Origin of the sequence: Paraburkholderia sp. RL17-373-BIF-A, assembly GCF_046030175.1 — a bacterium.
GTDB lineage: Bacteria > Pseudomonadota > Gammaproteobacteria > Burkholderiales > Burkholderiaceae > Paraburkholderia.
Genome location: NZ_JARESO010000308.1, coordinates 1 through 951 on the forward strand (window position 1 = coordinate 1; position 951 = coordinate 951).

General features: G+C 48.4%; 1 protein-coding gene. It reads left to right on the plus strand.

Features of this window, described 5'->3' with window-relative positions; all coding sequences use genetic code 11:
• The coding region (locus P0D80_RS50555; protein ID WP_408296366.1) for a hypothetical protein at positions 1–242 on the plus strand (242 nt) is incomplete at its 5' end.
• Between the last annotated feature and the right edge of the window lie 709 nt (positions 243–951).

Below are 951 nucleotides of genomic sequence, written 5' to 3' on the forward strand. Positions count from 1 at the left end.
AATTAATCTGGTCTTTCGCGGCCGGGGCGATTTCGCGCGCCCGTGTAACGCAAAAACAGCCATTTTTGACCCACGCCGAAGGTACCCAGTTACGGAAATTCGAAATGCGTTTCGGACTGACGCACGACGTGATGACGGGCCCGATGCATGGCCCGATTACGCCGATCCTGAGGTGGCTCCCATACACCGATCATCAGCGTTGGTGCACTTATAAAGCCAATAAAATCAGGCACTTGCAATAGTGCGCCCAGCGTTTTCCTAGAAAAATGCATCATCTTGATGATAGTAGGCACTAACATAAATTTCAAACCATTGATTTTGTTATGTATTTTTACTCAGCAAGTGCACCAACGCCCATGCGAATGTCTAAACCCGTCCTTCATAGTACAGGCCATCCAAAAATGCGACTTCCTGTTGTAGGCGAAGCCCTAAACCTCTCATGTTTGCATGGGTCAATCTTGTGGCACAATTTGCCACCGTAATAGACCAGCAAATAGCTTCGATCGTCAGCCGTCTGCTCATAAAAATTCAATTCTTTCCCGTCCACCTTCACGGAAACCATGCTCGCGTCCATGTTCACCTGAACTTGCGTGCACAGATCCCTCACGACCCGCTCGACAGCCGTTCTCTTCTCATCCATCTTAGATGCCTTCACAAAGGCATAAATTCCGAATGTCAGTATCGAGAGAAGCAGGTCCACCCCCCCACGTTACCGTACCCAGCCGCCTTGTTGGCTAGACTTCCGCTGACGCCAGAAAATGTTCTGGTAAGGGTGCTAGACGTTACTGACATAACTGACCTTTGTTTATTTGAACACTAGTAAAGCAAGAACATTTCCATACTTCATGGTATGTGCGTTGCGCATGGTAACCGTCATCTAACTGAGGTACATTCGTGAATGTGTAGACCATGTCGGCTTTGTCCGGATCACGGCTGTTTGAGCATTGCCAT